This is a genomic window from Mesorhizobium monacense (assembly GCF_056781675.1).
The window spans coordinates 2878895-2904326 of sequence record NZ_CM165567.1; the positions used below are offsets into that span (position 1 = coordinate 2878895).

General features: G+C 63.1%; 29 protein-coding genes. 19 read left to right on the forward strand and 10 right to left on the reverse strand.

Annotated elements, in window-relative coordinates; genetic code table 11:
- Positions 1 to 45 precede the first annotated feature (45 nt).
- On the reverse strand, positions 46 to 603 hold the full coding sequence (locus tag AC1RUK_RS13885; protein ID WP_481835168.1) for a methyltransferase family protein: 558 nt from the start codon (positions 601 to 603) through the stop codon (positions 46 to 48).
- Between the two features lie 185 nt (positions 604 to 788).
- Between AC1RUK_RS13885 and AC1RUK_RS13890 the strand changes: the two genes are divergently transcribed.
- The 3 genes from AC1RUK_RS13890 (at position 789) to AC1RUK_RS13900 (ending at position 3550) form a co-directional block, all read left to right on the forward strand.
- Positions 789 to 1613: a DUF2066 domain-containing protein gene (locus tag AC1RUK_RS13890; RefSeq protein WP_481835167.1), complete on the forward strand. Its 825-nt coding sequence runs from the start codon at positions 789 to 791 to the stop codon at positions 1611 to 1613.
- A 74-nt stretch (positions 1614 to 1687) separates the two neighbouring features.
- Entirely contained in the window at positions 1688 to 2719 is a 1032-nt protein-coding gene (gene hemB / locus AC1RUK_RS13895) for a porphobilinogen synthase (protein WP_481835166.1), read from the forward strand.
- Between the two features lie 183 nt (positions 2720 to 2902).
- Complete coding sequence (locus AC1RUK_RS13900; protein WP_481835165.1) at positions 2903 to 3550, forward strand: dihydrofolate reductase family protein; 648 nt, start codon at positions 2903 to 2905, stop codon at positions 3548 to 3550.
- 54 nt (positions 3551 to 3604) lie between these two features.
- On the opposite strand, the gene ppk2 is transcribed toward AC1RUK_RS13900, so the two are convergent.
- Positions 3605 to 4525: a polyphosphate kinase 2 gene (gene ppk2 / locus AC1RUK_RS13905; protein ID WP_481835164.1), complete on the reverse strand. Its 921-nt coding sequence runs from the start codon at positions 4523 to 4525 to the stop codon at positions 3605 to 3607.
- Between the two features lie 270 nt (positions 4526 to 4795).
- Between ppk2 and AC1RUK_RS13910 the strand changes: the two genes are divergently transcribed.
- On the forward strand, positions 4796 to 5839 hold the full coding sequence (locus tag AC1RUK_RS13910; RefSeq protein WP_436174548.1) for an aldo/keto reductase: 1044 nt from the start codon (positions 4796 to 4798) through the stop codon (positions 5837 to 5839).
- 28 nt (positions 5840 to 5867) lie between these two features.
- On the opposite strand, the gene AC1RUK_RS13915 is transcribed toward AC1RUK_RS13910, so the two are convergent.
- Positions 5868 to 6839: a glycosyl transferase family 90 gene (locus tag AC1RUK_RS13915; RefSeq protein WP_436174547.1), complete on the reverse strand. Its 972-nt coding sequence runs from the start codon at positions 6837 to 6839 to the stop codon at positions 5868 to 5870.
- Between the two features lie 199 nt (positions 6840 to 7038).
- Here AC1RUK_RS13915 and AC1RUK_RS13920 point away from each other — a divergent pair, with 199 nt between their 5' ends.
- The 3 genes from AC1RUK_RS13920 to AC1RUK_RS13930 all read left to right on the forward strand — a co-directional run bounded on the left by AC1RUK_RS13920 (position 7039) and on the right by AC1RUK_RS13930 (position 8303).
- Positions 7039 to 7197: a hypothetical protein gene (locus AC1RUK_RS13920; RefSeq protein ID WP_436174546.1), complete on the forward strand. Its 159-nt coding sequence runs from the start codon at positions 7039 to 7041 to the stop codon at positions 7195 to 7197.
- A gap of 222 nt (positions 7198 to 7419) precedes the next feature.
- Entirely contained in the window at positions 7420 to 7872 is a 453-nt protein-coding gene (locus tag AC1RUK_RS13925; RefSeq protein ID WP_481835163.1) for a DMT family transporter, read from the forward strand.
- 14 nt (positions 7873 to 7886) lie between these two features.
- Positions 7887 to 8303 (forward strand): EamA family transporter, encoded by a 417-nt coding sequence (locus AC1RUK_RS13930; RefSeq protein ID WP_481835162.1) that lies wholly within the window; start codon positions 7887 to 7889, stop codon positions 8301 to 8303.
- A 125-nt stretch (positions 8304 to 8428) separates the two neighbouring features.
- Here AC1RUK_RS13930 and AC1RUK_RS13935 read toward each other — a convergent pair whose 3' ends face one another.
- Positions 8429 to 8689, reverse strand: a complete 261-nt coding sequence (locus tag AC1RUK_RS13935; protein ID WP_006201925.1) for a DUF982 domain-containing protein — start codon at positions 8687 to 8689, stop codon at positions 8429 to 8431.
- A gap of 70 nt (positions 8690 to 8759) precedes the next feature.
- Positions 8760 to 9425 (reverse strand): GntR family transcriptional regulator, encoded by a 666-nt coding sequence (locus AC1RUK_RS13940; protein WP_481839510.1) that lies wholly within the window; start codon positions 9423 to 9425, stop codon positions 8760 to 8762.
- A 117-nt stretch (positions 9426 to 9542) separates the two neighbouring features.
- On the opposite strand from AC1RUK_RS13940, the gene AC1RUK_RS13945 reads away from it, so the two are divergent.
- The 3 genes from AC1RUK_RS13945 (at position 9543) to AC1RUK_RS13955 (ending at position 11679) form a co-directional block, all read left to right on the forward strand.
- On the forward strand, positions 9543 to 10790 hold the full coding sequence (locus AC1RUK_RS13945; RefSeq protein WP_436174544.1) for a multidrug efflux MFS transporter: 1248 nt from the start codon (positions 9543 to 9545) through the stop codon (positions 10788 to 10790).
- Between the two features lie 60 nt (positions 10791 to 10850).
- The gene (locus AC1RUK_RS13950; protein WP_436174543.1) at positions 10851 to 11231 is read left to right on the forward strand and encodes a YkvA family protein; all 381 of its coding nucleotides are present in this window, start codon (positions 10851 to 10853) and stop codon (positions 11229 to 11231) included.
- A 73-nt stretch (positions 11232 to 11304) separates the two neighbouring features.
- A complete protein-coding gene (locus tag AC1RUK_RS13955) occupies positions 11305 to 11679 on the forward strand; it encodes a DUF423 domain-containing protein (RefSeq protein WP_481835161.1) in 375 nt (124 codons plus the stop codon).
- Between the two features lie 22 nt (positions 11680 to 11701).
- On the opposite strand, the gene AC1RUK_RS13960 is transcribed toward AC1RUK_RS13955, so the two are convergent.
- Both AC1RUK_RS13960 and AC1RUK_RS13965 read right to left on the reverse strand, forming a co-directional pair.
- Positions 11702 to 11851: a hypothetical protein gene (locus AC1RUK_RS13960; RefSeq protein ID WP_481835160.1), complete on the reverse strand. Its 150-nt coding sequence runs from the start codon at positions 11849 to 11851 to the stop codon at positions 11702 to 11704.
- Between the two features lie 63 nt (positions 11852 to 11914).
- Complete coding sequence (locus tag AC1RUK_RS13965; protein WP_481835159.1) at positions 11915 to 12058, reverse strand: hypothetical protein; 144 nt, start codon at positions 12056 to 12058, stop codon at positions 11915 to 11917.
- A gap of 130 nt (positions 12059 to 12188) precedes the next feature.
- On the opposite strand from AC1RUK_RS13965, the gene AC1RUK_RS13970 reads away from it, so the two are divergent.
- Entirely contained in the window at positions 12189 to 13271 is a 1083-nt protein-coding gene (locus tag AC1RUK_RS13970) for a LacI family DNA-binding transcriptional regulator (protein WP_481835158.1), read from the forward strand.
- Between the two features lie 15 nt (positions 13272 to 13286).
- Here AC1RUK_RS13970 and AC1RUK_RS13975 read toward each other — a convergent pair whose 3' ends face one another.
- Complete coding sequence (locus AC1RUK_RS13975; RefSeq protein WP_481835157.1) at positions 13287 to 14504, reverse strand: OpgC family protein; 1218 nt, start codon at positions 14502 to 14504, stop codon at positions 13287 to 13289.
- Between the two features lie 218 nt (positions 14505 to 14722).
- Between AC1RUK_RS13975 and AC1RUK_RS13980 the strand changes: the two genes are divergently transcribed.
- The 5 genes from AC1RUK_RS13980 (at position 14723) to AC1RUK_RS14000 (ending at position 19934) form a co-directional block, all read left to right on the forward strand.
- On the forward strand, positions 14723 to 15388 hold the full coding sequence (locus tag AC1RUK_RS13980) for an alpha/beta hydrolase (protein ID WP_481835156.1): 666 nt from the start codon (positions 14723 to 14725) through the stop codon (positions 15386 to 15388).
- Positions 15389 to 15546: 158 nt separating this feature from the next.
- On the forward strand, positions 15547 to 16626 hold the full coding sequence (locus AC1RUK_RS13985) for a toxic anion resistance protein (RefSeq protein ID WP_481835155.1): 1080 nt from the start codon (positions 15547 to 15549) through the stop codon (positions 16624 to 16626).
- An 8-nt stretch (positions 16627 to 16634) separates the two neighbouring features.
- Positions 16635 to 18206: a substrate-binding domain-containing protein gene (locus AC1RUK_RS13990; protein ID WP_481835154.1), complete on the forward strand. Its 1572-nt coding sequence runs from the start codon at positions 16635 to 16637 to the stop codon at positions 18204 to 18206.
- A gap of 4 nt (positions 18207 to 18210) precedes the next feature.
- Positions 18211 to 18828: a 5-bromo-4-chloroindolyl phosphate hydrolysis family protein gene (locus AC1RUK_RS13995; protein WP_481840280.1), complete on the forward strand. Its 618-nt coding sequence runs from the start codon at positions 18211 to 18213 to the stop codon at positions 18826 to 18828.
- The gene (locus AC1RUK_RS14000) at positions 18828 to 19934 is read left to right on the forward strand and encodes a type 2 periplasmic-binding domain-containing protein (RefSeq protein WP_481835152.1); all 1107 of its coding nucleotides are present in this window, start codon (positions 18828 to 18830) and stop codon (positions 19932 to 19934) included. Before AC1RUK_RS13995 ends, AC1RUK_RS14000 begins: the two co-directional genes overlap by 1 nt.
- Positions 19935 to 20000: 66 nt before the next feature.
- Here the strand turns inward: AC1RUK_RS14000 and sthA are convergent, their stop codons facing one another.
- Positions 20001 to 21389 (reverse strand): Si-specific NAD(P)(+) transhydrogenase, encoded by a 1389-nt coding sequence (gene sthA, locus AC1RUK_RS14005; protein ID WP_481839509.1) that lies wholly within the window; start codon positions 21387 to 21389, stop codon positions 20001 to 20003.
- A gap of 216 nt (positions 21390 to 21605) precedes the next feature.
- Here sthA and AC1RUK_RS14010 point away from each other — a divergent pair, with 216 nt between their 5' ends.
- From AC1RUK_RS14010 to AC1RUK_RS14020, 3 genes are all read left to right on the forward strand, one after another.
- Positions 21606 to 22076 (forward strand): RDD family protein, encoded by a 471-nt coding sequence (locus tag AC1RUK_RS14010; RefSeq protein WP_436174535.1) that lies wholly within the window; start codon positions 21606 to 21608, stop codon positions 22074 to 22076.
- A gap of 139 nt (positions 22077 to 22215) precedes the next feature.
- Positions 22216 to 22980, forward strand: coding sequence for an arginyltransferase (locus AC1RUK_RS14015; protein WP_481835151.1), 765 nt, complete (start codon positions 22216 to 22218; stop codon positions 22978 to 22980).
- A gap of 126 nt (positions 22981 to 23106) precedes the next feature.
- Positions 23107 to 24003, forward strand: coding sequence for a DMT family transporter (locus AC1RUK_RS14020; RefSeq protein WP_481835150.1), 897 nt, complete (start codon positions 23107 to 23109; stop codon positions 24001 to 24003).
- Here AC1RUK_RS14020 and AC1RUK_RS14025 read toward each other — a convergent pair.
- Complete coding sequence (locus AC1RUK_RS14025; protein ID WP_481840281.1) at positions 23987 to 25210, reverse strand: AI-2E family transporter; 1224 nt, start codon at positions 25208 to 25210, stop codon at positions 23987 to 23989. The two genes, AC1RUK_RS14020 and AC1RUK_RS14025, sit on opposite strands and share 17 nt — an antisense overlap.
- Positions 25211 to 25432 lie beyond the last annotated feature (222 nt).

Consider the following 25432-nt stretch of genomic DNA (forward strand, 5'->3'; position numbering starts at 1 on the left):
GCGACGGCCAGCCTCGTACCGCTCGAATGGCGGTCCGACGGAGCACTACCACACGAACGGGATCAGCGCCTTCGTCCGCCTTGCATAGTCCGGAAATTCTTCGGGAAACTGCCGTGCCAGAAGCCTGTCTTCCGCACCGACGCGCCAGAGGAAGATCGCGCCCAGCAGGATCAGCAGAAAGACGAAGCCGCCGCCGACCACGATCGCCGAGCCGATGCCTGCGACCAGGCCGCCGGTGTACATCGGGTGGCGCACGAAGCGGTACGGGCCCGAGGTCACGAGTTCATGCCCCTGCTTGGGCGAGACGATCTGGCTCCAATTGCCGCCAAGGCTTTGCCGCGCCCAGACCAGGAAGGCCATCCCGGCAACAGTTACGACGACACCGATGCTGCTCAAGACCGCGTTGACAGGGGCGAAGTTGACGAACCGGAATATCGACAGACGCGGCAGCAGGAAAGCAGCAATCATGGCGAACATCAGGCCCAGGCGCTGCGGCATGTGCTCCTCGGTATCGCGTTTCGCGCCGAACGCCGAAACGGTCAGATAGACGATCAGCAGGATCCAGGCGGCGTATACGAGCCAGTTGAAAGCCATAGGGTTCATGGCGTTGCTCCTTCTTCGCCCCCGATTTGTCACCCCAGGAAAGTTGGGTCTGATGCGAAGCCCAGCGGTTTAGATGTGAGTGCGGCGCTCGGGCGCGTCAATGCCGGCGGCGCAAGCGCGCGGCGTCTTGGCGGCCGGCCTTGCCCGGTGCTAAAAAGTGGCCGCCTCGAACCGGACGGCAAGCCATGCCTGGGTTTTCACGTGTTGTGCTGGCGATGATCGGCCTGACGGCCGCCCTGTCGATTGTTCGACCAGCAGATGCCGCAGGCACGGCAGAGCTCTACCAGGCGCAGACCATCGTCACCGGTCAGGGCGAGGTGAACCGCCAGATCGGCTTCAGGGACTGCCTGGACCGGGTGCTGGTCAGGGTTTCCGGCGACCAGCGGCTGCCGCAGAAGCCGGAAATGCTGGCTCTGCGCGACAAGGCCGGCGATTTCGTCGAATCTTTCCGCTACCGCGACCGGCTGGAAGGCATTCCGGTGCATGACGAGCAAGGCACGCATGACCGGCCGCACGACCTCACCTGCCTCTACAAGCCGGAGGTAATCGACAAGCTACTCACTCAGTTGGGCAGCAAGCCGTGGCTTGGCGAGCGGCCGCGGCTCGCCGTGTTCCTCACTGCCGAACAAGGTGCCAAGCGTTTCGTGCTGACGGCCGACGATCGGCGCGGCGAAGCCATGCGCGAATCCTTCGTCAATGCCACCGGTCCGTTGCTGATGCACATCGTGTTCCCGCCGGCAGTGCTGCCTTCCAGCATGGACGAAAAGGCGCTGCGTGCCGCCGACATCGCCATGCTCGACCAACTCGCAAAAAGGGCCGGAGCCGACCAGGCGTTGGCCGGCAGCATCGTCTGGAGCGACAAGGAGTTGGGCTGGATCGCCGATTGGCGGCTGGCCATGGAAGGCAAGACCTATGCCTGGCAGGTGCGCGGCGTCAGTTTCGACGAGGCTTTCCGCGTTGCCATGCGCGGAGCCGCGCAGGTGCTGTCGGGCAATGGCCAGCCCGACTGACACTGGCACAATCGTGTCGCATTGGTCAGCGGCGGAGGCGCGTGGTAAAAGCCGGCCAAACGAGAGTTTTGGCGATGAACAGATTCACCCCCGCAAAGCCTGCCGGCGCGCGCAGCGTCGACGAGATCACCGGCAGCCGCCGCTTGCGGCGCATGCGCAAGGCCGACTGGTCGCGCCGGCTGGTGCAGGAGAATCGGCTTTCGGTCGACGATCTGATCTGGCCGATCTTCGTCGTCGACGGCAACAAGGTGCGCGAGCCGATCGCCGCCATGCCCGGCGTCTTCCGCCTGTCGCTCGACCTTGCCGTCAAGGAAGCGGAACGCGCGGCCAAACTCGGCATTCCGGCGATCGCCACCTTCCCCAATGTCGAACTCGGCCTGCGCGACCAGACCGGCTCGCATATCCTCGACCCCGAAAACATCATCAACCGCGCCACCCGCGCCATCAAGCACGCCGTACCTGAGATCGGCATCATCACCGACGCCGCGCTCGATCCGTTCACCTCGCACGGCCATGACGGCATCCTGCGCGACGGCATCATCGTCAATGACGAGACGGTGGAACAGGTCACGGCAGCAGCCGTCATCCAGGCGGCGGCGGGCGCCGACATCATCGCGCCTTCCGACATGATGGACGGCCGCATCGGCGCCATCCGCGACGCACTCGACGCCAACGGTTTTCAGGACGTGGCGATCATGTCCTATGCGACGAAATTCGCTTCCGCCTTCTACGGTCCCTACCGCGAGGCGGTCGGCACCGCCGGATTGCTCAAGGGCGACAAGAAGACCTACTACATAGATCATGCCAATTCCGACGAAGCGGTGCGCGAGGCCGAGCAGGACCTCACCGAAGGCGCCGACATGCTGATGGTCAAGCCGGGCCTCCCCTATCTCGACATCATCCGCCGGCTGAAGGACGAGTTCCAGATGCCGACCTTCGCCTACCAGGTTTCTGGCGAATATTCGATGATCAAGGCCGCGGCCGCCAATGGCTGGATCGACGGCGAAAAGGCGATGCTTGAGAGCCTGCTCGCCTTCAAGCGCGCCGGCTGCGACGGCATCCTCACCTATTTCGCTCCGCAAGTGGCGGCGATGCTGAAAGGGTAGTCCCTTCCGGTCGCGCCAACCCGCTGACCGACCGCGACGTCTCGATCCAAGACCCGTCGTCACTGCACGAACGGCCGCTTCCTGCAGTGGTTGATCGTCCGGAAAAAACCGCTTGCCTTTTGCAATCAGTACGGCTAGAAACTAACTGCTTGCAACTCGCAACTGGTTATGGAGGAGGCTTTCATGTCCAAGCTTCGTGTCAATGCTTTCACCCTGTCGCTCGACGGCTATGCCGCCGGTCCCGATCAGGACCTGAAAAACCCGCTCGGTGTCGGCGGGGAAGCCCTCCACAAATGGATGATCGGCACCCGAACCTTCCGCAAGATGGTGCTCGGACAAGATGGCGGCACCACCGATACCAACGAGGCTTTCACGGTGCGCAGCTTCGAGAATGTCGGCGCCTGGATCCTCGGCCGCAACATGTTCGGGCCGATTCGCGGAGAATGGCCTGACGAAAGCTGGAAGGGCTGGTGGGGCGATAACCCGCCGTACCATGTGCCCGTCTTCGTGCTGACCCACCATAAGCGCGAACCAATCGTCATGGAGGGTAGCACGACCTTCTATTTCGTCACTGACGGTATTCATGCGGCGCTCGAACAGGCGAAAGCCGCGGCTGACGGCAAGGATGTGCGGGTAGGCGGCGGTGTCGCCACCATCCGGCAATATCTCGAGGAAAAGCTCATCGACGAGATGCACCTGGCGATCTCACCGATGCTGCTCGGTTCCGGCGAGAACCTCTTTGCCGGCCTCGACATGCCCAAGTTGGGCTACACGTGCACCGAACAGGTCGCGACGCCGCTTGCCACGCATGTCGTGATCAAGCGCGGTTAGAAACCGAAGCGGCGTGGCCAGGATCGAACCTTGCCACGCCGGCGCTTTGAAACCTCAATACTTCTCCGGCACGTAGAGCTCGCGCGGCAGCGTCTGGCGCTCATATTCGGGATTGAAGACTCGTTCCGGCAGCGTGATCTCCTCGTGCGGCACTTCCTCGTAGGGCATCTGCTTGAGCAGATGGTCGATGCAGTTCAGCCGCGCCCGCTTCTTGTCGTTGCCTTCGACGATGAACCAGGGCGCTTCCGGGATGTTGGTGCGGGCAAACGTCTCTTCCTTGGCCTTGGTGTATTGCTCCCAGCGCACGCGCGACTGCAGATCCATGGGCGACAGCTTCCACTGCTTCATCGGATCGTGGATGCGCATCAGAAAGCGCATCTGTTGTTCCTCGTCGGTGATCGAGAACCAGTATTTGACCACGGTGATGCCGGAGCGGACCAGCATGCGCTCGAACTCCGGCACGTCGCGGAAGAATTCTTCGACCTGATCGGGTTCGGCAAAGCCCATCACCCGCTCAACGCCGGAGCGGTTGTACCAGGAGCGGTCGAACAGCACGATCTCGCCGCCGGCCGGCAGATGTGGGACGTAGCGCTGGAAATACCATTGCGATTTCTCGCGCTCGGTCGGCGCCGGCAGTGCAACGACGCGGCAGATGCGTGGGTTGAGCCGCTGGGTGATGCGCTTGATGACGCCGCCCTTGCCTGCGGAATCGCGGCCCTCGAAGACCACCACCAGCTTCTTCTTGTGGTAGGCCACCCAGGACTGCAGCTTGATCAGTTCCGACTGCAAGCTGATCAAGTCGCGAAAATACTGCATGCGATCGATCGATGGCGGATGCGCGTTCTTGTAGATCTTGGCGATCTCCATCGACAGCGCGGGCTCCGACATTTCGAGCTCATAGTCTTCGTCGAGCGTGTCGGCGAGCTCGGCTTCAAGCCAGTCCTTGGCGGGAGAATTCTGTTTTAGCTCGGTCATTGCGCTGCTCCGCTTGCAAGCCCTGTCGGGTCATCTCTAGCACCTCGAGCCCCTGCCCGTGGCCTGGAATGGAAAACACCTTGAGCCGACTTCAATATAGGCCGGCAATGACGGTTTTATTGCAGGGACCCGGTGCGCCGTCCGTCAAGGCCAATCGCTGGGATTGTAATCGGCCAGGTCCAGCAGAGGGGCGACAAGTGGCGGGAATTGTCCTACAAATGCGACGAGCTCACCCGAGCCCGCTTCTCAATCAAATCGCGAGGATCTGACATGGAATACCGCACCCTCGGCCGTTCCGGCTTGAAAGTTTCGACGCTGACCATGGGCACCATGACCTTCGGTGGCGCCGGCGCATTCGCGGCGGTCGGCAAGACCGATCTCGCGGAAGCAAAGCGAATGATCGACATGTGCATCGATGCCGGCATCAACCTCATCGACACCGCCAATGTCTATTCGAACGGCATTTCGGAAGAGATCATCGGCGAGGCGCTCGGCGGCAAGCGCAAGGCCGATGTGCTGATCGCCTCCAAGGCGCGCATGCGCATCGGCAACGGCCCCAACGACGAAGGCCTGTCGCGCCATCACCTGATCCGCGAATGCGAGAGGAGCCTGACGCGGCTCAAGACCGATGTCATCGACATCTACTTCCTGCACGAGTGGGACGGTGTGACGCCGCTGGAGGAGACCATGGCCGCCCTCGACACCTTGGTCGGCCAGGGCAAGGTCCGCTATGTCGGCTGTTCCAACTATTCCGGCTGGCAGGTGATGAAGGCGCTCGGCATCAGCGACAGGAGCCACCAGCCGCGCTTCGTCACCCAGCAGATCCACTACACGCTGGAAGCGCGCGAGGCGGAATACGAACTGTTGCCGATCTCGGTCGACCAGGGGCTCGGCGTGCTGGTGTGGAGCCCGCTCGCCGGCGGATTGCTGTCCGGCAAATACCATCGCGACAGTCCCACCGCGCGCCAGCTCGGCGGCTGGTCGGAACCGCCGATCCGCGACGAGGACCGGCTGTGGCGGATCGTCGATGTGCTCAACGAGATCGGCAAGAGCCGCGGTGTATCGGCAGCACAGGTGGCGCTGGCCTGGCTGCTCGGCAGGCCGGCCGTCAGTTCGCTGGTGATCGGCGCACGCAGCGAAGCGCAGCTCAAGGACAACATCGCCGCCGCTGGCCTGACGCTGTCCTTTGACGAGCGCCAGCGCCTCGACGCCGTCAGCAGGCCGCCGGTGCTCTATCCCTACTGGCACCAGCAATTCACGGCCAAGGAGCGCTTCGGCCCGGCCGATCTGGTTCTCGACCGCAGCGGCCTCTGACAGACAGAGGCTTCGCGATGAGCAGCGTCTAGCCCGAGATAAAACGCCAGACCTCGGCGTCGGGCTCGACCTGGCCGCTGAGCACGAAATATTTGTAGAGGACGAGCAGGGAAATCGCCTGCTCGTCCCGCTCGCTGCGGAATTTGCGGCAATAGGCGTTGGCCGCGCCGATGATGCGTTCGGCCTCGGCCGGATGCCGCTCGAAATGGCGCACCTTGTCGGCAAGGTCAGCAAAGTCCGGCTCGAGCGGCACATAGTGGACGTTGGCCTCGATCTGCCCCTCAGCGAACCAGGTCTCGTATGTCGGCGGCGGCATCAGGCACAGCGAGTTCGAACTCATGATCCATTTGAGGTTGGTCGCCACGTCATTGCCTTCGAGCGAAACGATGTAGCGGTAGTGCCGCTGCTGCTCGATGGTGAGATAGGGCTTGCGGTATTGTTCCGCCGCTGATCGTTTGGGCGTACCGACGTCGCAGAAAGACAGGTTGCGCGTGGCCTCGAGAAACACGGTCCGTATCGGATTGTTGAGCTCGCCGCGCCAGACCACGGCCGGGCGCTTGTTCGCGAAACGCATTCTGTCCGCCGGCATGTGGAAGTGACGGAATTTGTCGAGCTTCATCAGGACGGCATTTTTGTTGTCGTCGTTGATCGGTCGATCCTTCACGACCGCCGGCGTCCTGGGCACGTTGATGACATCGCCGAATTCGAGATCGATGAGCAGTCCGGGATCGAAGTAGCGCGCAAACTCCTTCAGATCGTAGTAGTACATGCTCGGTGAAAACGGCAGACGGCTGACGGGCAGCGCAGCCGGGCTCGGCACGAAGGCGTGCTGCAGCTTGTTGTAGTAATTCAGCCTCTCGCGGACCGTGGCGTCCGAGAGCCTGACCTGGTCAAGCCAGCCGGCCAGCCTGCGACGGAACAGTGCTTGCGGCACGATATCGCGCGCGGCATTGCGTGCGTAATAGAACACTTTTACCGCGTTGCGCAGAGCTGTGGCCATCGGTCACTTGATCAAAATGAAAGGTGGCTCCCACAAATCTCGGCCCCCCGGTTCTCTCCTACACCATTGTGCCACGCATCTTGCAAGCCCGGAACCGCGCGAGAGCAAACTGCCGGCACCATCGCTTCAGCTGTTGTGTTTGCCGACCAATGCTCCTAGGCAGGGTCAGGAGCCTCCGGGCATACGAAAGGGAACCGATATGGCGCGAGCACCGAATTACGGACAGGAACGCAAGGAGCGTGACCGCCAGAAGGCCGCCAAGAAGGCCGAAAAGCTGGCGGCCAAGGTCGCGGCAAAGGAACGCGATAAGCCTGAGGACGATACCAACGCGGAAGTCGAAACGGAGACGGCCGAGTAGCACAGCCGCCGACCTGTTCGCTATCCATTGGAGGATGGCCGCAAGCTCAGGTTAGATCGTTTTGGGCCTTCTGGACTGATCCGCGGTGCGTAGAGTATCCGCAATCGGCGCTGGAGGTGATACTTTCAGCCCCCTCTGCTTGACCCCCTGGCAACCGCGGCGCAGTGTTGCCGTGCGCGCGTAACGTGCGCAGTCCAGTCGGGGTCGTCCTTGGCAAGTGCAATGGACGTCAATACGGGCAGTCATCGTGACGCCTGGTTAGGCATCCTGCTCGTTCTCACCTCTGCGCTAGCGTGGAGTACCATGGGCTTGTTCGTGCGCATGGTGCCTGACGTAGACATATGGAATGTCGTTTTTTGGCGCTGCATCTTTGGTGGACCTTCAATCATTGCTCTCGCCATGATCGAACGGAAGCGTTGGTCGTTCGAATGGCGTCGAACCATGGCGCCAGCCGGCATCGCGATAACCTCGCTCATTGCCACCGGCCTCTTCGCCTCCATTTATTCCATGCAGAACACCACCATCGCGAATGGTGGTGTCATCTACTCCACCGTTCCTTTCATGGCAGCCATTCTTGCCTGGCTATGGTTTCGGGAGCGACCCGGTGTCAGCACGATTTTCTGCACATTCGCTGCCATCGTGGGTGTTGTCGTAATGCGGGTGGCGGGCATCTGAAAGGCGATCTTGCGATGGTCTACGTGGCCTTCGCGATCGCGATGATGACCGTCATCATGCGCCGCTATCGCGACACACCAATGCTGGAATCCGTCGCTGTCGCCTGCTTCATGGCGGCCATCTTTGCGTTCTTTTTCGCTGATCCATTCAATGTCCCTATCGGCGAGATAGCGCTGCTCGGCCTTTTTGGAATCATCACGCAAGGTGTTGCCCTCGGGGTCTACACGATGGGCGCACGGCGCCTGCCCGCAGCTCAAGCCACTCTGCTCAGCTCGGCGGAAATGCCAATGGCTCCGCTCTGGGTCTGGTTCTTTTTCGATGAGATGCCTGCGATGGAAACCTTCGTAGGCGGTGCATTGGTGCTTGCAGCGATCCTGTGGAATATTGTCATGGAGCTGCGAGCCGGTCCAAGTGCAGAGACTATTGCCTGAGTGCACTGCATACGCGCACACCGACACCAAGACAGCCTTTGGCACGAGATCAGCGATGGCTTCCCCAATCGACAAGCGCGTGGGTTCGCATCGCGACGGCTGGTTGGGGTCGAACCAGGTCGACCCTAGGCCGGCGCCTTGTCGCTGACGAAGACGTTCACTTCGCGCGCAGCGGCAATGAAGGCGCGCCTTGCGTTCATGGCCGGCTTGTCGCCGGCCAGCGCATCATGACAGGCCTGCAGCGCTTCGCGATGCTTGGGACTGCGCTTGCCCGGCCAGCTGTTGAGCAGGTAATCGGAAGCCTCACGCGCCGAACGCAAGAGCTGATTGGGTCCGGCCGTGGCCGACTTGACGGTCACGGGTGTTTCAAATCGGTTGTTTTCCATCGCCGCTCTTACGCCATCGGCGGCGGCGAAGCGAGACCGAAAGTGCGTTTCATCGTTGGGTGCCGGCTTTTCACGCGGCGACGACGGCGAAGCCCCTGGCGCGCAGGCCACGCCGGTCGTTGTGAAGCGATGTCACCAGCCGGTCGCGGCTACCGATGATGTGAGCCGAGAGCAGCCGGGCCGCCTCTTCCGCGTTGCCGACGCGTACCGCCGCCAGGATGGAACGGTGCTCCGTCCAGGCACGGCCGAGGGCGGCCTCGTCACGAACTTCCAGCCACCGGGCGCGCGACAGCCGCGTCATCGCATCGCGTACCGCCCGGAACAGGAAGTCGTTGCCGGACAGGCGCGAAAGCTCGATATGGAAATCCATGCCGACGCGGTGCCATTCCTCGCGCGGGGTATCGGCATCGCAGGAATCGAGCATCGCCTCGATGTCGTCGATAACGCTTTTGTCGCTTAGCGTGCAGGTCAGCCGCACCGCAGCGACCTCCACCGCCTCGCGGTAGACCGCGATCTGCTCCAACTCGGACAGATTGATGGGCGAGACCGTCCAGCCGCGACCGTCGCGGCAGATCAGGCCCTCGGTCTCAAGCCGCAGCAATGCCGCCCTGACCGGCGTGCGCGAAGCGCCGAAGCGGCTTTCGATCCAGCGCTCTGTCAGGCGCTCGCCGGGACCGATCTCCAGACCGAGGATCATCTCGCGCAATTGTCGTTCGACGCTCTGCATCTGCGACATGATGGTTCCGTTCGTATCGGCCGCATTGACAGCGACGGCACTGAGGTTCATGACGGATACCAGCTTGGTATCCCAAATTGGTATCCGTAGCAAGGTCGATACCGGGCAGGACATGACATGGCGCAAGACGGCACCGAACAAAGCACCTACAACGTCCACTGGCGGCGCAATCTCGCCGTGTGCTTTGCAGGCTCGTTCAGCACGCTGATCGCCATGACCCTGCTCTTGCCTTTCCTGCCGCTCTATGTCGAACAGCTGGGCGCCGAAGGCCATGTGGCGATCGTGCAGTGGTCCGGCATTGCCTATGGCGCGACCTTCCTTGCCGCAGCACTTGTCGCGCCGCTGTGGGGACGGCTCGGCGATCGGTACGGTCGTAAATTGATGCTGGTGCGCGCCAGCTTCGGCATGGCCATCTGCATGTCGCTGACCGGCATGGTCGAGAGCGTGTGGCAATTGGTTCTGCTGCGCCTGCTGATCGGCTTTGCCGGCGGCTATTCCTCGGGCTCGACCATCCTGGTCGCCATGCAGACGCCGAAGGACCGTTCCGGCTGGGCGCTCGGCGTGATGTCGTCCGGCATCACCGCAGGCAGCCTGGTCGGCCCCTTGCTCGGCGGCGCGCTGCCGCCGCTGATCGGCATCCGCGCCACCTTCCTGTTGTCGGGCGGCGTCATCTTCCTTGCCTTCCTGGCGACGACTTTTCTCATCAAGGAGAACCCTCGCCCGCCGGCCGCCAAGACGGCAGCGAAACCGCAAAGCGGCTGGTCGCAGATCCCCGACAAGCGTCCAGTCGTCGCCATGCTGGCAACCGGCATGCTGCTCGCCTTCGCAACCATGTCGATCGAGCCGATCATCACCGTCTATGTGCAGCAGTTGATCGAGGACCAGAGCCGGGTGACGATGGTTGCCGGCGTCGTCATGTCTGCAGCAGCACTCGGCGCCATCCTGTCGGCCTCGTGGATGGGCAAGCTTGCCGACCGCATCGGCCACTGGAATGTCGTTGTTGCAGCACTTGCGGTCTCGGCCCTGCTGCTCATTCCGCAGGCCTTCGTCACCGAGGGCTGGCAGCTCATCGGCTTGCGTTTCCTGATGGGGCTGGCGCTGGGCGGCCTGCTGCCCTGCATTACCAGCGTCATCCGCCACAATGTTCCCGATGGCGTCGGCGGCAACGTGCTGGGTCTGTCGATCTCGGCGCAATATGTCGGCCAGGTCGTCGGGCCATTGCTCGGCGGCTTCGCCGGCGGCCATTTCGGCATGCGCTCGGTGTTTCTCGGCACATCGGTGCTGATGGCTGGTGGCGCGGCCTACAACTGGATTGTCCAATCGCGCCGCACGCGCAACATGCTGGCGCAAGCCGGCAAATCCTGACGCTGTTCCGGCGTCCCGGTTTGACTGGCGGCCGTCACCTTTTGCGGATAAACCCGCCCCATGAACGGCAGGCTGAAGGACTGGGCACGCACTATCAAGCGAGACGTGCACGCGATCTACCTCGCAGCCGGAGATCCCCGAACCCCGTGGTATGCGAAGGCGCTGGCGCTGTGCGTCGCCGGATATGCGCTGTCACCAATAGACCTGATACCCGACTTCATACCGGTGCTGGGATATCTCGACGACGCGATAATTGTGCCGCTCGGCATTTTGGCTGTGCTGAAAATGATCCCACCAGAGGTCATGGCAGAACATCGAGCCGCCGCCGCGCTTGCGGCACAGCGCCCGGTGAATCGAACCGCCGCCGTCGTGATCGCCTGCGTCTGGGGCGCATTCGCCGCACTGGCTGCGTGGCTCGGCTATCGCTACTTCACCGACTGAGCTCTGGGCACTATCCACGTCCAGGTTTCGCAACACCGCATTCGTCGCTTGGCAATTCACGAGGCACCCCACCATGGACACAACGGAACAACTGGCAAGCGACAGCAGCCGCCTCCTTGTGCTGGCAGGTGGCCTCTGCGGCGCGACGGGCGTGGCACTGTCAGCCGCTGCCGCGCATCTGGGCGGCGCTTTCGTCAGCACCGCCGCGTCCTTCCTCTTGATGCATGCGCCGGTCTTTCTCGCCGTCGGCCTTATCGGCGCAGGCCGGGTGCTGCGGATCGCGAGCCTGATCCTGCTTGTCGGGCTGGTGCTTTTCTGCGGTGATCTTCTCGCTCGCGATTTCCTGGGTTCGCGGCTGTTTCCGATGTCGGCGCCGATCGGCGGCACCTTGCTCATCGCCGGCTGGCTGGCGATCGCCGGCTCGGCGCCGCTGCGCTCTCGCCCCTGACGTTTGCCGGAGGCGCGAAAGCTCAATCCTGCCGGCGTTCGCGCTTGGCCAGCAATTCGCGGTCACTCGCGGCCGGTCCAGCCAGGCGCCGCCGCTCGGGCCGATCGGACGCCGGCGAGATGCCCCAATAGTTGCGGTAGATGTCCTCGAACGGATGGCTGATCGGGTGCATGGCTTTGGTCTCCTTTCTGATTTTGAATCGATCCAATCGACGGCTGCGAAGACGACACACCGCTTAGCTGCGCTTGCGCTTCACGAGCAATCGCAGGTCGCGCTTCCAGGCGCTGGCCCTACCGCGGCGCTTCTCGGTCGCGGTGATCGAGGCGAGGCCCCAATCGTTGCGGTAGATGTCTTCGAACAGATAATTGACGGGATGCATGACACCCTCCTATCGGTTCCCAATCAACGCGATTGGATCGATTCAAAAATAGGCCTTGGCGCGCCAATGTCAAGCAAAAATTTGAATCGATCCAATGAAAGTGCTAGATAGGGAACGGAGGCAGCGAAAAATGGCATCACTCGTCACAGGCAACCCAAGACCGGTCCGGCTGGCCGACATCGCCAGGGCCGCGGGCGTATCGCACGGCACAGCGTCCAATGTGTTCAGCCGCCCCGAGATCGTGCGCGAGGAAGTACGCGAACGGGTAAAGGCGGCGGCCGAAGCGATGGGCTATGCCGGCCCAGATCCCAAGGGCCGCCTGCTACGCGCCGGCAAGGTCAATGCGATCGGAGTCGCCTCGACCGAGCCCCTCTCCTACTTCTTCGACGACCCGTTCGCGCGCGTCATGATGGCCGGCATATCCGAGGCCTGCGATGCCACCGGTGCTGGAATTGCACTTGTGTCGGCGGGCAACCAGGAGAAGCTTGCCTGGAATATCCAAAGCGCGCTGGTCGATGGTTTCATCCTGTTTTGCATCGACGGTGGCCCGCGCCTGGTCGAGCTGACGCGCGAGCGCAAGCTGCCTTTCGTCGCGCTCGAGCTCGGCTTCGAGGACGACACAGTTTCGGCGATCGGCGTCGACAATGTCGCCGGCGCCCGCCTGGCGGCGCGCCATCTCTGCGAGCTTGGCCACCGCCGTTTCGCCGTGCTGTCGCTGCAATTCGCCGATGACAGAACCGGTCTTGTTTCGCCCGAGCAAATCGAGGCCGCGGTCTATACCGGAACCTGTGACCGCCTAGCCGGCTATTTCGAGGAACTCTCACGCTTCGGCGTCGACACCGCCAAGGTGCCCGTCTACGAGACCGAAAACGACGAAGCCAGCACCAGGGCCGGCCTCGAAACGATCTTCGCCGCCGACAAACCACCCACAGCCATTCTGGCGATGTCGGACCGCATCGCCATGGTCGCGATCGAATGGCTGGCCGAGCGCGGCATGAAGGTTCCCGGCGATGTCTCCATCATCGGCTTTGACGGCGTGCCGGATGGTGCGCTGTGCGATCCTCCGCTGACCACCATCGCCCAGCCCATCATCGAGATCGGCCGCCGGGCAGCGCGCATGATCCTCGATTTCGACGGCACGGTGCGGCGCGAGACGCTCGATGTCGAGCTGGTCGTCAGGGCGTCGTCCGGGCGTCCGCCCGCAGGCAGCTGAACCTCCTCCCTGCTTTCAACGATTGACCGCCGTTGCCGGCTGAGCGCCGAACGCGGTGAGCACAGGCGCTGTTTCGCTGCGAGCCGACTTCTTGCCTGACGAGCCGATGCCCGAAAGCCATTCGAGATAGAAGGCGATCGCGAACTGCATGGCGATGCCGGCCGCGATCAGCAGGGTGTCATAGGCAAGGCCGCCAGGATTGATCAGCTTCATCACCTGCGCCACCATCGCGATCACCGTGCCGGCGATAAAGACCGGCAGCGACCGTTTGCCGAGTATGGCCAGCGGATGGTCGGGCGCAGTGCGGAACAGATTCGAGACGGCCGGAATGGCCACGATCAGGTAGCTGACCGCAAGGATGTGCAGCAGCCTCGGCAGCGACAGGAACGTCTTGTCGAAACCGCTCAACACCACCGGCAGGTCCAGCCACGACACGTGCCCCCAAAGCGGGCTGTGCACCCAGATGAGCGCCCCGGCGACATAGGTTGCGGCAACGCCGATCAGCCAGCGATTGACCGGAATTGTGCCGCCGCGCCTGACATGCAGCATGACCGCCAGGCCGATGTTGAACAGGAACTGCCAGGACAGCGGATTGAGGAACCAAAAGCCAGGCTCGGGATAGTTGGGCGGAGCGATCTGGTAGATGCCGGCCAGCAGCCACAGCACTCCGGACACGGCGAGCGCCGCCAGGGGCCTGTAGCTGACGAAGAGCAGGAACAGCGGAGCCAGCAACAGCAGCACCGCATAGACCGGCAGGATGTTGTTGTAGCCGAGCTGATGGCCAAGCGTGACGATGCCGACCAGCACTTCCGGCGTGTTCTTCATCAGCGGCTCGATGTTGATCAGTTTCAGCAGTTCCGGGCGCTTGGCAAACACCGCCGCCGCGCAGAACATGGCCATCACCACCATCGTCGTGACGATATGGGCGGTATAGAGGACACCTGCCCGGCGCCACATCTTGAGCGTCGCGAGCAACCGGCCTCCCGGCTGGAATTTGCCGCCATAGGCAAGAGCGACGGACATGCCGGAAATCAGTACGAAGGCTTCCGCCGCGTCCGAAAAGCCGAAATTCTTGTAGGTCAGGGTTTCAAAGACGGTGCCTGGCACATGGTCGATGAAAATGGTGAGCAGCGCGAGAGCGCGAAACACATCGATGCGCGTGTCGCGCTCTGGCATGCGCATACCGCGATCCGGGATACGCCCAGAGCGATCCGGTGAAATCTGGGTGGTCATCGACAAAAGGCCTCAAAGGGAGAGCAGAGGATGCTCTCGTTGTTCACACCAGCAATGCGACCGCCCGGCGCATCGCTTCGATTCCTCCCGCAGGAGCATATCCGCGAAGAAACGGACTGAAATGCGCCCGGTTCAATCAACTTTCGCGGAGCAAGAAAATATTCCGTTTTGAAGCCGGCAAACCAACAAAACGGCCATGGAATCAATAGGATATAAGCATGTCCGAATATGTCGTCGAAAACACCATCCTGCACCGCGATCTGGCCTTCCCCTACCGCCTCTTCAGGCCAGCGGACGCAAGCGGCGAATGCCTGTTCCTGCTGCATGGTTCCGGCGTCGACGAGACCACATTGATGCCATTGGCGAGGCAGATCGCGCCCAAGGCCACCCTTGTCGCGGCGCGTGGCCGCATCGCCCAGGAGGACGGTTTCCGCTGGTTCGCTCGGATCACGCCGACCCGATTCGAACAGGAAAGCATACGCACGGAGACGGACGCGTTCGCGGGATTTGTCGCCGAAGTCGCGCAGCGCCACGAACTCGATCTCTCCCGCAGCACCTTCCTCGGCTACTCGAACGGCGCCAATCTGGTTTCGAGCCTGATGCTGCTCCGTCCGGGCCTCGTGCCACGGGCTGCATTGCTGCGGCCAATGCCGGTGCTGGACGAGATGCCGCCGACCGATCTGAACGGAATTCGAATTCTGATCATCGCCGGCGCCACCGACCTCACCTACGCTCCCTTCGCGCCGGCACTGGTCACGCTGCTCAGCCGGCACGGCGCCGAGGTCGATGCCCGGATCGTTTCATCAGGTCATGAATTCGGCGACCCGGACGCCGCAATCGTCAGGCAATGGATGGGCGGTCCTATGATCGCGCAGGCGGGTTGAGCGGCTGGTTTTGGTGCGTGATTTCCTAGTGTCGGCCTGATTCCGACGCCCATTTCGCGCCTGCGGCCTAGTGTGGCCCTTTTATTGTCCACAGCGCCGACATATCTCTGTCACGGACTGTCTATGGAGATACTGTTCACTGAGGGGGGAGGTCTGACATGGCCGAGAAGAACAGCATCACTTTGCTCGACGACACCTCGACACTGCCGGCAATCGCGGCCAATCCGTCCGAAGTGGCGAGAATTGAGCGCGCGATCGACGTTCGCGACCGCGCCGCGATCTCGGTCTACGGTGACCGCGCCCAGCAAGCCGTCAGCGACTACGCCGACAAGATCCTCGGACAGTTGCGCAATCGCGATCTCGGCGATACCGGCGAGTTGTTGACCGACATCATCATGAAGGCCAAGAACCTCGATCCGGCCTCGCTCAAGGACCAGGGGTTTCTGAGCGGCCTGTTTTCCTCCTTCAAGGCGCGGTTGGAACGCTTCAAGGAAAAATACGAGGACGTTGCCGGGCAGATCGACCGCATCGGTCTCGAGCTCGACCGCCACAAGGATACGCTAAGGCGCGACATCGCCGTTCTCGACGACCTGCATGAGCAGACCAAGGAGTCCGTTCTCAAGCTCGACGCCTATGTGCAGGCCGGCAAGAAATTCGTCGACGACTTCCGCGCCAATGAGCTACCCAAGATGAAGGCCGCGGCGGACGCCTCGGGCGGCGATGTCGGCGGCACGCTGGAAGCCCAGACCTACCAGGATACGGTGCAGGCTCTCGACCGGCTGGAGAAGCGGGTGTTCTACCTGGTGCAGGCGCGCCAGCTCGGCATCCAGCAATTGCCGCAGATCCGCATCGTGCAATCCGGCGACGAGACCCTGATCGAGAATTTGCAGGCCACCTCGGCGCTCACCGTGCCTGCCTGGAAGCAGAAGATGGTCATCCTGCTTGGGCTGACCAACCAGAAATCGGCGCTGGAGCTGCAGAAGACGGTGACCGATGCCACCAACGAGATGATCCGCCAGACCTCCAAGATGATGAAGGAGCAGGCCATCTCCATCGAGGAGCAGGCGCAGCGCGGCATTGTCGACGTCGAGACGCTGGCGCAAGCCAATCGCGATCTCATCGACACGGTGCAAGGCGTGCTCAAGGTCCAGCAGGAGGGCCGCCAGAAGCGGGCCGACGCCGAACAGCAGATGGACCAGATGACCGCCGATCTGAAGAAAGCGCTGACTCAAGCCTAGAGATCTTCATGCCGAAGACGCTGACGTCCGTTCTGCTCTTGGCTTTCTCGATGCTGCTGGCGGCGTGCAACGCCAGCAACGTCAAATTCTCCATCGTTTCCGGCTCGGAAAACACGGTGCTGGAACCGATCGTGCAGGAGTTCTGCTCAAAGCAAGGCGCCACCTGCAGCTTCGCCTATGAAGGGTCGCTCGACATCGGGCTCGGCCTGCAAAAGCCTGGCGGAGTAGAACAGGATGCGGTCTGGCCGGCCTCCAGCGTCTGGGTGGATCTCTTCGATTCCGGCCGCAAAGTGCGCAACCTGACCTCGATCGCGCAGATGCCGGTCATTCTGGGCGTGCGCAAGTCCAAGGCCGCCGAACTCGGCTGGATCGGCAAAGATGTCTTCATGAAGGACATTCTTGCCGCCGTGAAGGACGGCAAGCTCAAATTCCTTATGACCTCGGCGACGCAATCCAACTCCGGCGCCAGCGCCTACCTCGCCATGCTGTCCAGCGCACTCGGCGGCAAGGAAGTCATCGAGCCCGGCGATCTCGACAATCCGAGCGTGCGCGACACGGTCAGCGCCTTGCTGCAAGGCGTCGAGCGCTCGTCCGGCTCGTCGGGCTGGCTTGCCGACCTATATGTCGATTCCGCGCACAAGGGCACGGTCTACGACGCGATGTGGAACTACGAGGCGACGCTGAAGGAGACCAACGACAAACTGAAGCATACGGGCAACGAACCGCTCTATGCCGTCTATCCCGCCGACGGCGTCGCCGTCGGCGACTCCCCGCTCGGTTTCATCGACCACGGGCGCGGCCCGGAGGTCGAGAAATTCTTCACCGACCTTGTCGCCTACCTGCAGTCGGATGCGGTGCGCAAGCGCATCGCCGACACCGGCAGGCGGCTGCCGCTCGGCGGTTCCGCGATCCAGGCAGCGGCCGAGCCGGACTGGAACTTCGATCCGGGCAGGCTGATGACGTCGATCCGCATGCCCGAGCCGGCGGTGATCCGCACGGCGCTCAATCTCTACCAGGAGGCCTTGCGCAAGCCCTCGCTGACGGCGCTCTGCTTCGATTTTTCCGGCTCGATGGAGGATCAGGGCGAAAAGCAGCTGCAGGCGGCTGCCCAGTTCCTGTTCACACCCGAGAAGGCGAGCGAGGTGCTGGTGCAATGGACGCCGTCCGACCACATCTTCGTGCTGCCCTTCGACAGCGTCGTGCGCGATACGTTCGATGCGACCGGCGATGCGGCCGGCCAGAGCCGGTTGCTGGCGGCGGTCGCCGAACAACATGCCGGCGGCGGCACCGACATGTATGCCTGCGCCGAGCAGGCGCTGCAGAGGATCACCGCTACGGCGGATCTGTCGAAATATCTGCCGGCCATCGTCATCATGACCGACGGCCGCACCGACGGCAGCGCCGACCTGTTCCTCCAGCAATGGCGCACGGCGCCTATGCGCATTCCGGTGTTCGGCATCACCTTCGGCGACGCCGACAAGAGCCAGCTCGACAGCCTCGCCAAGGCGACGTCGGCGCGCGTCTTCGACGGCGGTGGCGATCTGGCAGGCGCCTTCCGCGCCGCGCGCGGGTATAACTGAGGCGATGCGCGGCCTGTTCGGCAATGACTGGAACTGGATCGCGGCGGGCGCGGTCTCGGCGGCCCTGCTGCTCGGCCTGAGCTTCCTCACCCATTTCCCGTTCCTCGTATCGGCGGTGATTGCCGCACTTGTCTTTGCCGGACTGGTCTTTGTGCTGGCGCCGCGCCAGCTGTTCGAGGGGCTCGACCTCAACTCGCTTTCTGGCAGCCGGGTGGCGTTCGCGCGCGAACTTTTGGCACAGGCGCAGCCAGCGGCCGACCGGCTGGCGGCAGCTGCCGGCAGCATCGCCGACAAGGACATGAGGGCCAAGGTGAAAAACCTCTCCGACATTGCCGCCGATGTGATCTCCAGGGTCGAGGCCAAGCCCGAGAGCGCCCCTTCCGTGCGGCGGTTCCTCACCTATTATGTGCCGCAGGCGGCGGAAGTGGCGGAAGGCTATGCGACGCTGGCCAACCGGCGTGCGCCGAGCCAGGTGCGGCTCGCCAATGTCGGTGCGGTGATCACCAAGCTGCAGGATGGTTTCGTGCATTATGCCGACAGCCTGGCCGACTCCGAACTCGGCACGCTCGACGTTGACCTGCAACTCATTCAGAAGTCGCTCAAAGAGGATATCGGTCGCTGATGGCCCTTTCGCGCCGTGCTTTCGGACTGGGACTGCTGGGGGCGGCCGCCGCAGGCACCGGCGGCTATCTGACATTGAAGGACCGGCCGGAGTTCCGCGGCTATCTCGGCAACCGGGCGCATCTGTTCGGCTTCATCGGCGGCGAAAAGCAGGCTTTCCTCGCCGATCCCGACGTCGCCAGCGCGCTCGGCGGTTACGGCTTAGAGCTCGACGCGCGCGTCGCCGGTTCGGTCGAGATGGTGCGCGAAACTGCCCTTTTGTCGCAAAAGCCGCAGTTCCTGTGGCCATCGTCGTCGATCATGGTCGACCTGGCGCGCAAGAGCGGCGTGGCGATCCGCAACGATCAGGTCGTGCTCAACTCGCCTATCGTCGTCTACACCTGGGGGCCGGTGGTCGAGGGCCTGAAGAAGAGCGGGCTGGTCACGGTCGCCGCCAAGGGCGGCTACAACCAGCTCGACCTCAAGGCGCTGCTCGATGCCGTTCTGGCCGGCAAGACCTGGTCGGATCTCGGCATCAACGAACTCTATGGCCGGGCGCGCATCGTTTCGACCGATCCCAACCGGTCCAATTCCGGCTTTATGTTCGCCGGCCTTGTGCTCAGCCTGATGAGCGGCGACGTGGCGACCCAGGAACTGCTCGCTCAGCACGGCGAGCAAGCGAAGGCGATCTTCCGCAGCATGGGGCTGAAATCGTCCTCGTCAGGAAAGTTGTTCGACCAGTACATTGCCGGTGGGCTTGGCGCCGAGCCGATGGCGGTGGGATACGAGAACCAGCTGGTGGAATGGGCGCTGGCCGATCCGGCGCGCTGGCAACGCGTGCAGGCCGGCAGTGGGGCCAAACCGGAAATCCTCTACCCGCGCCCGACCGTCTATTCGGCGCATCCGTTGATCGTCGTCGATCCGGCCGTCGATGCGCTGCTCGATGCGCTGACCAGCCCGAAGCTGCAGGAACTCGCGTGGTCGAAGCATGGTTTTCGCGGGCCGCTCGGCACCGTTGCCGCCGGCAGCGACACGATCGCAGGCGTGCGGCCGGCGGAAATCGAGGCGGTGCTGCCGATGCCTTCGGCCGACGTCATGCTTGCGCTGCTCGGCCAGATGGTAGGGTGAGCGGCGCGGGCGTATTTTTTACGCAGATCCGGACGGAAACCGCTACGCACTTTTCCTGTCGTTGCTTTAGCCCTGTCCCATCCTGTTCCATGCATCGAGCCCGGCGATCTTGTAGGCCTCGGCCAGCGTCGGATAGTTGAAGGTGTTGTTGACGAAGAAGTCGACGGTGCCGCCGAGATTGATCACCGCCTGGCCGATATGGATCAGTTCGGTCGCGCCCTCGCCGACGATATGGGCACCGAGCAGCCGGCGCGTTTCGACCGAGAACAGAAGTTTCAGGAAGCCGGTGTTGACGCCCATGATGTGGCCGCGCGAAGTCTCGCGAAAACGCGCCAGGCCGACCTCGTAAGCGGCACCGCTCTCGCGCACCTGCTCCTCGGACTGGCCGACGGTCGAGATTTCCGGCACGGCGTAGATACCGTAGGGAAAGGTTTCAGGCGGCGGCGGCAGTTGCACGCCGAAGGCATGGCAGGCTGCCACCCTGCCCTGTTCCATCGAGGTCGAGGCAAGGCTCGGAAAGCCGATGACGTCGCCGGTGGCGTAGATGTTCTGCGCACTGGTCTGGAAGGTTAGCGGGTCGACCTTGATGCGGCCTCTCGAGTCGGCCTCGATGCCGACCACGTCCAGCCCGAGGCTGCCGAGATTGCCGCTGCGGCCGGCGGCATAAAGCACGATCTCCGAGCGGATGGTGCGGCCGTCGGCAAGCGTCACTTCGGCATAGTCGGGCTTGGAGGCGATTTCCTTGACCGTGCTGCCCAGCCGGATGGTCATGCCGCGGTCGCGCATCTGATGGATGAAATCATCGACGATTTCGCGGTCGACGAAATCGAGGATGGTGTTGCGCGGCTCGACCAGCGTCACCGGCACGTCGAGCGCCGAAAAGATCGTCGCATATTCGACACCGATGACGCCGGCGCCGATCACCGTCAGCGTGCGCGGCAAGCGGCCGAGTTCCAGCATTTCGTCACTGTCGAAGATGCGGGTCTGGTCGAAGGGCACGTCACGCGGCCGGTGCGGCCTGGTGCCGACCGCGATCAGCGCATTGGCGAAACCGATCTCGCTGTAGTCGCCGTTGTCGCTCGTCAGGCTGACCTTGTTGGGGCCGAGGAACTTCGCCGTAGCGCGCACGCTCTTGACCGCGTTGCGCATAAACTGGTGCTGCAGGACCTCGACCTCGTGGTCGAGCGTCTTGTGCAGGCGCTCGACGAGATCGCCGATGGAAATGTCTTGCTTGACCCGGTAGCCGCGGCCGTAGAAGCCGCGCTCGCGCCAGCCGGACAGGTTGAGCACGGTCTCGCGCAGCGTCTTCGACGGGATGGTGCCGGTGTGCACGGAGACGCCGCCGAGGCGCCGGCCCCTGTCGACCACCAGCACGGATTTGCCGAGCTTGGCCGACTGCACGGCGGCACGGCGCCCGGAAGGGCCGCTCCCGATGACCAGCATGTCATAGTCCATGTCGCCCTGCCCCTCGTCTCTGCCCCTGAGCGCTTTGTTGCGCCGCAGCAAGCTAATGCCATCCGCGCGGCAAATTCAACCGATTCGAAAGGGGTTGGCATGGCCTGGCCATATATGCCGGGCGAAAGGCCCCGATCTTGATTCCACCGCAGGCCTTCACCATTTCATCAGCAATGTGCCCGCACCCTATTGCGGGCCCGGTTGCGAGGGTATGACATGAACGCGCGCGTTCTCGACGGCGAAATCATCACCAGCAGGCTCGACGATGTCAGAGCCTATGACGGCGTGCGCACGCGGCGCATCCTGGCCTTCATCATCGACTATTGCATCGTCGCGCTGCTCACCATTCCGTTCGCGATCCTGGTGTTCCTGCTCGGGGTGCTGACGCTCGGCCTTGGCTGGATGCTGTTTTCCGTGCTCGTGCCGGCGGTCGCCATTCTCTACATCTGGAACACGCTGGGCAGCCGCGACCAGGCCACGACCGGCATGAAGATGATGGGCATCCGGCTCGATCGCCTCGACGGCACCCGCATCGACGGACTGACCGCCGTGGTGCATTCGGTGCTGTTCTGGGCCGCCAACGTCATCCTGACACCGCTGGTTCTGCTGGTGACGCTGTTTTCCGACCGCAAGCGCACGCTGCACGACCTGCTGCTCGGCACGGTGGTGACCCGCAGGGATCGTTGAAACAGCGTTTCGAAGGGCTGTGCGGGCGCCTATGCGCAAATATGAAGGCCTTCGACCGGCCGCCGCCTCACAATCCTGTTGAATTTTTCGCCGACCGGGCCAAAGGTAAGGCGATTCGCAGGAGTGTTTCCTAGACTCGATGACGCAGCACCCGACCCAGTCGCCGCAGTTCTTCCTGACCGCGCCGTCGCCATGCCCGTATCTGGAGGGCCAGTTCGAGCGCAAGGTGTTCACGCATCTGGTCGGCGACAAGGCGCCGGAGATGAACGACCTCCTGACGCAAGGCGGGTTCCGGCGCTCGCAGAACATCGCCTACAGGCCGGCCTGCGAAACCTGCCGCGCCTGTGTTTCGGTGCGCATCCTGGCGCAGGAGTTCACCGCCAGTCGCAACATGAAGCGGGTGATCCAGCACAATGCCGATCTCATCGGCGCCATGCACGACGCGCAGCCTTCCACCGAGCAGTATTCGCTGTTTCGCGCCTATCTCGATGCCCGGCACCGCCGCGGCGGCATGTCCGACATGACGGTGCTCGACTACGCCATGATGGTCGAGGACACGCATGTCGACACCAAGATCATCGAATACCGGCGGCGCGGCCCCGACAGCTTCATCACCGGCAAGGGCCAGGGCGAGTTGATCGCCGTGGCACTCACCGACAAGATGGCCGACGGCCTATCGATGGTCTATTCCTACTTCAATCCAAACTTCGAGGACCGCTCGCTCGGCACGTTCATGATCCTCGACCACATCGCCCGCGCCAGGGCGATGGGCCTGCCCCATGTCTATCTCGGCTACTGGGTCAACGGCTCGCGCAAGATGAATTATAAGATGCGCTTCATGCCGCAGGAGCATCTCGGCCCGAAGGGCTGGGAACGCTACGACCACGAAGCGGTTTCGCGCTGACCCTTCCTTCCGCCATTCATCCCTAACTGTTTCAAGGAGGAGGAAGCTGGTCTTCCGGCTGTGTGGCTGGAAGACAGGTGACGGGCCGATATTGCGGCCTGCCTCCCCATTCATTGCGAGATCGGCATGTCATCCCACCACGATCATCAGAAGGGCCTCCTCATCACCGCCATCGGCGGACTGACGCTGACCATCGACATCCCGCTGATCCGGCTCGCCGACGGCAGCCCATGGACCATCATGATGCTGCGCAACGCCACGACCTTGGCCGCCGCACTGGTGGTCTGGGCCGTCTGGCGTGCGCTGAGCAGGAACGCACCACAACTCATCCCAGGCTGGTCAGGGTTGGCGGTGGCCATATGCTATGGCCTGACCGGCATCACCTTCATCACCGCCGTCTTCCACACCTCGACCGCAAATCTGGTCTTCATCCTCGCCTTCAACACCGTATTCGCAGCGCTCTTGTCCTGGCTGTTCCTGTGGGAGCGGCCGCGGCTGATGACGCTCGCGACGATGCTGGTCATGATCCTTGGCGTGCTGATCATCGTCGGCGGTTCGGTCGGCACCGGGCACCTGTTCGGCGATTTCATGGCGCTCTGCTCGGCCTTCTTCGTCGCTCTAGCCATCACCATCTCGCGCGCCAGCGGCAAGGACATGGGCTTCACATCGCTGGTCGGCGTCGTCCTGCCCTTGGCGGTTGCCGCGTTCATGGTCTCGGTCGAAGGCTTTCACGTCAACGCGCCATGGTGGATCATCTTCAACGGCGCCGTGATCATGCCGATCTCGTTCTTCTGCCTTGCCAACGGACCGAAATACATTTCAGGACCGGAAGTGGCGATGTTCTATCTGCTGGAAACCGTGCTGGCGCCGGTCTGGGTGTGGATGATCTTTGCGGAAACACCGTCGCGCAACAGCCTGATCGGCGGCGTCATCCTGATCACCGCGCTGGTCGCCCACTCATTGTGGCAGTTGCATGAAGGACGCAAGCGCCGCGCCGCGCTGGCCGTCAGTCACCCGGCCTGACTTTTTTCGGCACGCCGTGCTCGGCGGCGATCTCGATCTGCGGCGGATGATCGTCCAGTTCCTCTGGCGCGGCAGGAGCGGCCTCGTCCATCAGTTCGACCTCGCGCAGCCATTCGCGCCAGATCGCGACCAGCAGCGCCATCAGCACCGGGCCGATGAACAGGCCGAGGAAGCCCATCGTCTTGACGCCGCCGATCAGGCCGAAAAAGGTCGGCAGGAAGGGTAGCTTGATCGGCCCGCCGACCAGCTTCGGGCGCAGCGTCTTGTCGACGATGAAGAGTTCGACCGCGCCCCATATGAACAGCGCGAACCCCGCCACCGGCGAACCGCTGGCGGCGAGATAGATCGAGACAAGCGTGAAGGACAGCGGAGCGCCGCCGGGGATCAGTGCCATGACGCCGGTCAAGGCGCCGAGCGTCACCGGCGACGGCACGCCGGCCAGCCAGTAGGCGATGCCGAGCACCAGCCCCTCGCCGATGGCGATGATGGTCATGCCGGTCACGGTCGAGGAGATCGTCGCCGGCACAACCCGCGAAATCCGCTCCCATCTCATCGGCAGGATGCGCTCGCCGAGGCGGTCGACCTGGCCGGCGAAATGCTCGCCATCGCGATAGGCGAAGAACAGCGCGATCATCATGAACAGCAGCGTCAGCAACAGGCCGAAGGCACTGCCGCCGGCCGCCAGCACGCCGCGATAGATGCTGCCGATGTTGGCGCCGCTGACCAGCTGGATCAGTTCGCCGATGCCGCCGGGATGGCCGAGATTGGTCGTCCACTGCTCATTCAGCCACTCGCCGACGATGGGCATTGTGGCGATCCAGTGCGGTGTCACCGCACCGTGCCGGTTGGTCTCGATCGCCCAGGCGACCCATTCGCGGACCTCGTTGATGGCATAGGTGCCGGCGAGCGCGATCGGCACCACCAGGAAGGTCAGGATGAACAGGATCGCGAAAGTCGCGGCGATGGTGCGGTTGCCGCCGACGGCGGCAAGCAGCCGCCGGTAGAGCGGCCAGCTGGCGAAGGCGATGACGAGGGCGGCCAACACCGGAAACAGGAAGCCGTGGAACAAGTAGACGCCGGCGGCAACGATCAGCACCAAAAGCCAGCGCGCCGCCGACAGCGGCGGGATGACGGCGGATCTCAGCGGCGCCGACAGGCCGAACAGGCGCTGCTGCCGCTCCGGTTTCTGGATCTCAGTCCGCTTCAAACGCGCGTTTCTCCCTGCCCATCCTACTGCTTATGCACAATCATAGTGCAGCAATCGTGACGATAGTCCAACTGCTTGGGAATCTCCCCTCGAGGGCCCTCGAGGGGGAGATGGCCGGCAGGCCAGAGGGGGTCGTCTCGCATGGAGTGCCGGCCACGTCCGTTCGCGATTGGGAGGTCGCGTCAGGACGTACCGACCCTCTCTGTCGCCTTCGGCGACATC

Coding starts and splice junctions, on each gene's coding strand:
- AC1RUK_RS13910 (WP_436174548.1), top strand. CDS start 4,796: ATGGAATACCGCACCCTCGGCCGTTCCGGCTTGAAAGTTTCGACGCTG.
- AC1RUK_RS13950 (WP_436174543.1), top strand. CDS start 10,851: ATGAACGGCAGGCTGAAGGACTGGGCACGCACTATCAAGCGAGACGTG.
- AC1RUK_RS14000 (WP_481835152.1), top strand. CDS start 18,828: ATGGCCCTTTCGCGCCGTGCTTTCGGACTGGGACTGCTGGGGGCGGCC.
- AC1RUK_RS14015 (WP_481835151.1), top strand. CDS start 22,216: ATGACGCAGCACCCGACCCAGTCGCCGCAGTTCTTCCTGACCGCGCCG.
- AC1RUK_RS13990 (WP_481835154.1), top strand. CDS start 16,635: ATGCCGAAGACGCTGACGTCCGTTCTGCTCTTGGCTTTCTCGATGCTG.
- hemB (WP_481835166.1), top strand. CDS start 1,688: ATGAACAGATTCACCCCCGCAAAGCCTGCCGGCGCGCGCAGCGTCGAC.
- sthA (WP_481839509.1), bottom strand. CDS start 21,389: ATGGACTATGACATGCTGGTCATCGGGAGCGGCCCTTCCGGGCGCCGT.
- AC1RUK_RS13940 (WP_481839510.1), bottom strand. CDS start 9,425: ATGTCGCAGATGCAGAGCGTCGAACGACAATTGCGCGAGATGATCCTC.
- AC1RUK_RS13970 (WP_481835158.1), top strand. CDS start 12,189: ATGGCATCACTCGTCACAGGCAACCCAAGACCGGTCCGGCTGGCCGAC.
- AC1RUK_RS14020 (WP_481835150.1), top strand. CDS start 23,107: ATGTCATCCCACCACGATCATCAGAAGGGCCTCCTCATCACCGCCATC.
- AC1RUK_RS13925 (WP_481835163.1), top strand. CDS start 7,420: ATGGACGTCAATACGGGCAGTCATCGTGACGCCTGGTTAGGCATCCTG.
- AC1RUK_RS13915 (WP_436174547.1), bottom strand. CDS start 6,839: ATGGCCACAGCTCTGCGCAACGCGGTAAAAGTGTTCTATTACGCACGC.
- ppk2 (WP_481835164.1), bottom strand. CDS start 4,525: ATGACCGAGCTAAAACAGAATTCTCCCGCCAAGGACTGGCTTGAAGCC.
- AC1RUK_RS13980 (WP_481835156.1), top strand. CDS start 14,723: ATGTCCGAATATGTCGTCGAAAACACCATCCTGCACCGCGATCTGGCC.
- AC1RUK_RS13930 (WP_481835162.1), top strand. CDS start 7,887: ATGGTCTACGTGGCCTTCGCGATCGCGATGATGACCGTCATCATGCGC.
- AC1RUK_RS13975 (WP_481835157.1), bottom strand. CDS start 14,504: ATGACCACCCAGATTTCACCGGATCGCTCTGGGCGTATCCCGGATCGC.
- AC1RUK_RS13955 (WP_481835161.1), top strand. CDS start 11,305: ATGGACACAACGGAACAACTGGCAAGCGACAGCAGCCGCCTCCTTGTG.
- AC1RUK_RS13920 (WP_436174546.1), top strand. CDS start 7,039: ATGGCGCGAGCACCGAATTACGGACAGGAACGCAAGGAGCGTGACCGC.
- AC1RUK_RS13960 (WP_481835160.1), bottom strand. CDS start 11,851: ATGCACCCGATCAGCCATCCGTTCGAGGACATCTACCGCAACTATTGG.
- AC1RUK_RS13935 (WP_006201925.1), bottom strand. CDS start 8,689: ATGGAAAACAACCGATTTGAAACACCCGTGACCGTCAAGTCGGCCACG.
- AC1RUK_RS13965 (WP_481835159.1), bottom strand. CDS start 12,058: ATGCATCCCGTCAATTATCTGTTCGAAGACATCTACCGCAACGATTGG.
- AC1RUK_RS13900 (WP_481835165.1), top strand. CDS start 2,903: ATGTCCAAGCTTCGTGTCAATGCTTTCACCCTGTCGCTCGACGGCTAT.
- AC1RUK_RS13945 (WP_436174544.1), top strand. CDS start 9,543: ATGGCGCAAGACGGCACCGAACAAAGCACCTACAACGTCCACTGGCGG.
- AC1RUK_RS13890 (WP_481835167.1), top strand. CDS start 789: ATGCCTGGGTTTTCACGTGTTGTGCTGGCGATGATCGGCCTGACGGCC.
- AC1RUK_RS13885 (WP_481835168.1), bottom strand. CDS start 603: ATGAACCCTATGGCTTTCAACTGGCTCGTATACGCCGCCTGGATCCTG.
- AC1RUK_RS13995 (WP_481840280.1), top strand. CDS start 18,211: ATGCGCGGCCTGTTCGGCAATGACTGGAACTGGATCGCGGCGGGCGCG.
- AC1RUK_RS14010 (WP_436174535.1), top strand. CDS start 21,606: ATGAACGCGCGCGTTCTCGACGGCGAAATCATCACCAGCAGGCTCGAC.
- AC1RUK_RS13985 (WP_481835155.1), top strand. CDS start 15,547: ATGGCCGAGAAGAACAGCATCACTTTGCTCGACGACACCTCGACACTG.